Annotated in this window: 5 protein-coding genes; 1 reads left to right on the top strand and 4 read right to left on the bottom strand. The window is 56.9% G+C overall.

Annotated features, from left to right (window positions below):
• Window positions 1-189 precede the first annotated feature (189 nt).
• The gene (gene rlmE, locus ACIOU6_RS25625) at window positions 190-816 is read right to left on the bottom strand and encodes a 23S rRNA (uridine(2552)-2'-O)-methyltransferase RlmE (protein ID WP_221730608.1); all 627 of its coding nucleotides are present in this window, start codon (window positions 814-816) and stop codon (window positions 190-192) included.
• 101 nt (window positions 817-917) lie between these two features.
• On the opposite strand from rlmE, the gene ACIOU6_RS25620 reads away from it, so the two are divergent.
• Window positions 918-1,226, top strand: a complete 309-nt coding sequence (locus ACIOU6_RS25620; protein WP_129388960.1) for a YhbY family RNA-binding protein — start codon at window positions 918-920, stop codon at window positions 1,224-1,226.
• 9 nt (window positions 1,227-1,235) lie between these two features.
• On the opposite strand, the gene ACIOU6_RS25615 is transcribed toward ACIOU6_RS25620, so the two are convergent.
• The 3 genes from ACIOU6_RS25615 to carB form a co-directional block, all read right to left on the bottom strand.
• The gene (locus ACIOU6_RS25615) at window positions 1,236-1,640 is read right to left on the bottom strand and encodes an MFS transporter (RefSeq protein ID WP_401139325.1); all 405 of its coding nucleotides are present in this window, start codon (window positions 1,638-1,640) and stop codon (window positions 1,236-1,238) included.
• Window positions 1,641-1,668: 28 nt separating this feature from the next.
• Complete coding sequence (greA, locus tag ACIOU6_RS25610; RefSeq protein ID WP_221730640.1) at window positions 1,669-2,145, bottom strand: transcription elongation factor GreA; 477 nt, start codon at window positions 2,143-2,145, stop codon at window positions 1,669-1,671.
• A 2-nt stretch (window positions 2,146-2,147) separates the two neighbouring features.
• Window positions 2,148-5,318, bottom strand: a 3,171-nt coding sequence (carB, locus tag ACIOU6_RS25605; protein ID WP_401139324.1) for a carbamoyl-phosphate synthase large subunit, incomplete at its 5' end; no start/stop codon positions are given.

The raw sequence follows: 5,318 nt of genomic DNA, 5'->3' as shown, positions 1-5,318 counted from the left end.
AACTACCCTCTGAAGCAAGCTCCGCTACTGGCGCGCGCTTCGCATGATATTCACCGGCCTAACTTACTACATTACCTACAACTCTGGCAGGCGCCGTCTGTAACCCTTTGTGAAACACTTTCTACACAATATTCGCTTATGCACGCGTGGCAAAATACGAAAAACCTATCACCCTGCCAAAAAACCTCATTACTTGCTACCGCGGTAGCCCCAAGCCAGCATGTATTGCTCGCGGGAACTGCCACGGGAAGAGTCTGGCTTGATCATCTGGATCTTGTCGAATTTCCGACGAGCATCCTTCAGGTAGACATCAAACCCTTCGCCCTGAAAAATCTTGATCACGAAATTACCACCCGGCTTGAGTATCCGTTCCGCCAAATCAAGCGCCAGCTCGCAAAGGAACATGGCTTTCGGCATGTCCACTTCAGGCGTACCACTCATATTGGGGGCCATATCGGAAATCACAAGGTCTACCTGCGAATTACCCACGGCTTCAAGGATCCGCGCGAGCACTTCATCCTCGGTGAAGTCGCCCTGGATGAAAGTCACGTCCGGAATGCTGTCCATTTCCAGGATGTCCGAGGCAATCAGACGCCCCTGACCACCGATCAGCCGGCTAGTGACCTGCGACCAGCCACCAGGCGCAGCCCCCAGATCGACAACACTCATGCCAGGACGGATCAACTTGTACTTCTCTTGAACCTCCAGAAGCTTGTAACTCGCACGCGAGCGGTAGCCATCCTTCTGCGCTTGCTTCACATAGGGATCATTGACATGTCTTTTCAGCCAACCAAGGCTTGTCTTGGAACGCGCCATTGGGCACCTCGATGATAAGGGTCGTGATTAATTGGGCGGATCCACGAACCCTCGGGTAAAATGGCCGCCATTTTACAGAATCCAGACGAAAGGGTCAGATTATGCCGCTCACTCAAGAGCAGAAGAAACAGTACAAATCCATTGGCCACCACCTGAAACCAGTGTTGACTGTGGCTGACAACGGTTTGACTGAAGGTGTTTTAGCCGAACTTGAACGCGCATTGGCGGATCACGAGCTGATCAAAATCAAGCTCAACATCCTCGATCGCGAGTCGCGCCTGGCGCACATCGCAGAACTGTGCAAGGTCGGCAAGGCTGACCTGGTACAGGTCATCGGCAAGATGGCACTGGTCTACCGCAAGAACTTCAGCGCCAACAAGCAGCTGTCGAACGTTCATCGCTTCAAGTGATGACAAGGGTCAAGGGTGTGCTTCGCGCACCCTGCCACTCCATCCAGGTACCGGCTGCAGCACCAGCACCAGCCCGGAAAACCCCAGAACCAGATAACTGAATACCTGCCAGCGCTGAGCATCCGGCCAGCCGACACGCACGGCGACAAACATCGCACACGCATACAACGCCATCAACAGCACCTGCCCGCGAAAATCTCGCCATAGACTGCCAAGGCCCTCGGCCTGTACCAGCACCAAGGCCTGAAAAATCAAGCATGCGGCGGAAAAACCCACCACCAGCACTTCAAATGCACTGGCGACTTCATCAATCAGCAACTGCGCCAGGCCAATCTGGCCCAACGCCGGCTGCAAACCAAAATGAATCAACCAAAGACCACCGACCCACAACATCTGGGTCAGTTGCCAAAGCATGGCGCCCGCACGTAGCAGGCGCCCGGTTTCAGATGTGACGGACTTCGACAATCTCATACTCGATAACGCCACTTGGCGTTTTCACCGCAACAACATCACCCTCTTCCTTGCCGATCAAAGCACGAGCAAGAGGAGAACCGACCGAAATCTTGCCAAGTTTGAAGTCAGCCTCATCCTCACCCACGATGTGGTAAGTGACGCTTTCATCAGTTTCGACATTAGCGATTTCAACGGTGGTGCCGAAGATCACTTTACCGGTATGAGGAATCGTCGTGACATCGATGATCACCTGATTCTGAATCCGGCCTTCAATATCACGAATCCGTGCTTCGACCATGCCTTGCTGTTCGCGAGCGGCATGGTATTCAGCGTTTTCCTTCAAGTCACCCAACTCGCGGGCCGTACCGATGTCCTGGCTAAGCTTTGGACGAACGACCTTGGTCAGGTGAGTGTGCTCTTCTTCCAGGGCGCGAGCGCCCTGAACAGTCATTGGGTACTTGATTATGCTCATGCCTTCAATCCTGCGTGTAGATCCTGCAAGCGGCGCACGGTCTTTTCAGGACCGAACTTCAGCGCTTCACAGATAGCTTCGCCAGCAGCAATGGTGGTGGTGCAGTAAATCTTGTGCTGCAAGGCATTACGACGAATGGAGTAAGAGTCAGCGATCGACTGACGGCCTTCAGTGGTGTTGATGATCAGAGTGACTTCGTCATTCTTGATCATGTCGACCACGTGCGGACGCCCCTCGGTCACCTTGTTCACACGGCGCACTTTCAGGCCTGCGGCTTCGATCAGTTTGGCAGTGCCGGCAGTGGCAACCACTTCGAAGCCCAAGTTGATCAGATCACGGGCTACGCCTGCAACCAGTGGCTTGTCGTCGTCACGCACGCTGATGAATGCAGTACCGCCGGTCGGCAGCACTTCGCTGGCACCCATTTGGGCCTTGGCGAAAGCTTCGCCGAAGGTGTCGCCGACACCCATCACTTCACCAGTGGACTTCATCTCTGGGCCGAGGATCGGGTCAACGCCAGGGAATTTGGCGAACGGGAAGACCGCCTCTTTCACGCTGTAGAAGTTCGGGATGATTTCCTTGGTGAAGCCGATTTCTTTCAGGGTTTTACCGGCCATCACGCGAGCCGCGATCATCGCCAGGGAAACACCGATGCACTTGGAGACGAACGGTACGGTACGGGAAGCGCGCGGGTTGACCTCGATGACATAGATGTCTTCGCCTTGCAGCGCCAATTGCACGTTCATCAGGCCGACAACGCCCAGTTCCAGGGCCATTTTCTTGACCTGTTCGCGCATCTCGTCCTGGATGTGCAGCGGCAGCGAGTACGGCGGCAGCGAGCACGCGGAATCACCGGAGTGAACGCCGGCCTGCTCGATGTGCTGCATGATCGCGCCAATCACGACATCAGTACCGTCGCAAACTGCGTCGACGTCCATCTCGATGGCGCAGTTGAGGAAGTGGTCGAGCAGCACCGGGCTGTCGTTCGACACCTTCACCGCATCACGCAGGTAGCGTTTGAGTTCTTCTTCTTCGTAAACGATTTCCATCGCCCGGCCGCCCAGTACGTAGGACGGACGCACGACCAGCGGATAACCGATCTTGCTGGCAGCACGAATCGCTTCGTCCTCGCTACGCACGGTGGCGTTTGGCGGCTGACGCAGGTTCAGACGCTCAACCATTTGCTGGAAGCGCTCACGGTCTTCAGCGCGGTCGATGGCGTCAGGGCTGGTGCCGATGATCGGCACGCCGGCAGCTTCCAGAGCACGAGCCAGTTTCAGCGGAGTCTGGCCGCCGTACTGGACGATCACACCTTTGGGCTTCTCGACGCGGCAGATTTCCAGCACGTCTTCCAGCGTTACCGGCTCGAAGTACAGACGGTCGGACGTGTCGTAGTCGGTGGACACGGTTTCCGGGTTGCAGTTGACCATGATGGTCTCGTAACCGTCTTCGCGCAGAGCGAGGGCCGCGTGAACGCAGCAGTAGTCGAACTCGATACCCTGACCGATACGGTTCGGACCGCCACCCAGAATCATGATCTTGTCGCGACCGGACGGCGCCGCTTCGCACTCTTCCTCGTAAGTCGAGTACAGGTAAGCGGTGTCGGTGGCGAACTCGGCCGCGCAGGTGTCAACGCGCTTGTAGACCGGGAACACTTCCAGCTTGTGACGGTGAGTGCGCAGGTTTTTCTCGGTAACGCCCAGCAGCTTGGCCAGACGCTGATCGGAGAAGCCTTTGCGCTTGAGTTTGAACATCAGGTCACGGTCGATAGCGGACAGACCGAGGGTCTTGACCTTCTCTTCTTCCTTGATCAGATCTTCGATCTGCACCAGGAACCACGGGTCGATCATGTTCATGCCGAAGATGTCTTCGACAGTCATGCCCGCACGGAAGGCGTCTGCCACGTACCAGATACGCTCGGCGCCCGGCACAGTCAGTTCGCGCTTGAGCACGCTCATGCTTTCCGGATTGCTCAGGTCGAGCTTCTCGTCCAGACCGCAAACGCCCACTTCCAGACCGCGCAGGGCTTTCTGCAGGGATTCCTGGAAAGTACGGCCGATGGCCATGACTTCACCGACCGATTTCATCTGCGTGGTCAGGCGCGCGTCAGCCTTGGCGAATTTCTCGAAGGCGAAGCGTGGCAGCTTGGTCACGACGTAGTCGATGGACGGCTCGAAGGACGCCGGGGTCTTGCCACCGGTGATGTCGTTCGACAGTTCGTCGAGGGTGTAACCCACAGCCAGTTTGGCCGCGACTTTGGCGATCGGGAAACCGGTGGCTTTCGAAGCCAGCGCCGAGGAACGCGATACACGCGGGTTCATTTCGATCACGACCATACGGCCAGTGTTCGGGCAGATACCGAATTGAACGTTGGAACCGCCAGTCTCGACGCCGATCTCGCGCAGTACCGCCAGGGAGGCGTTACGCAGGATCTGGTATTCCTTGTCGGTCAGGGTCTGAGCCGGGGCGACAGTGATCGAGTCACCGGTGTGCACGCCCATCGGGTCGAAGTTTTCGATCGAGCAGACGATGATGCAGTTGTCCTTTTTGTCGCGGACAACTTCCATCTCATATTCTTTCCAGCCGATCAGCGATTCGTCGATCAGCAGCTCTTTGGTTGGCGACAGGTCCAGACCACGGGCGCAGATTTCTTCGAACTCTTCACGGTTGTAAGCGATACCGCCACCAGTGCCGCCCATGGTGAAGGATGGACGGATGATGCACGGGAAACCGAGGGTTTCGAGAACCGCGTTGGCTTCCTCCATGCTGTGGGCGATGCCGGAACGCGGGCACGCCAGGCCAATGGATTTCATCGCCTTGTCGAAACGCGAACGGTCTTCAGCCTTGTCGATGGTGTCGGCGTTGGCACCAATCATTTCTACGCCGAACTTCTCCAGAACGCCTTCGCGCTCCAGGTCCAGGGCGCAGTTCAGAGCGGTCTGGCCGCCCATGGTTGGCAGCACCGCATCCGGACGTTCTTTTTCGATGATCTTGGCAACGGTCTGCCACTTGATCGGTTCGATGTAAGTGGCATCAGCCATGTCCGGGTCGGTCATGATGGTGGCCGGGTTGGAGTTCACCAGGATGACGCGGTAACCCTCTTCGCGCAGGGCCTTGCAGGCCTGGGCGCCGGAGTAGTCGAATTCGCAAGCCTGGCCGATAACGAT

Origin of the sequence: Pseudomonas sp. NPDC087615 (assembly GCF_044743445.1) — a bacterium.
Taxonomy (GTDB): Bacteria; Pseudomonadota; Gammaproteobacteria; order Pseudomonadales; family Pseudomonadaceae; genus Aquipseudomonas; species Aquipseudomonas baetica_A.
The sequence above is the reverse complement of the archived record's forward strand: the minus strand, read 5'-3'. Positions and strand labels throughout refer to the sequence as shown.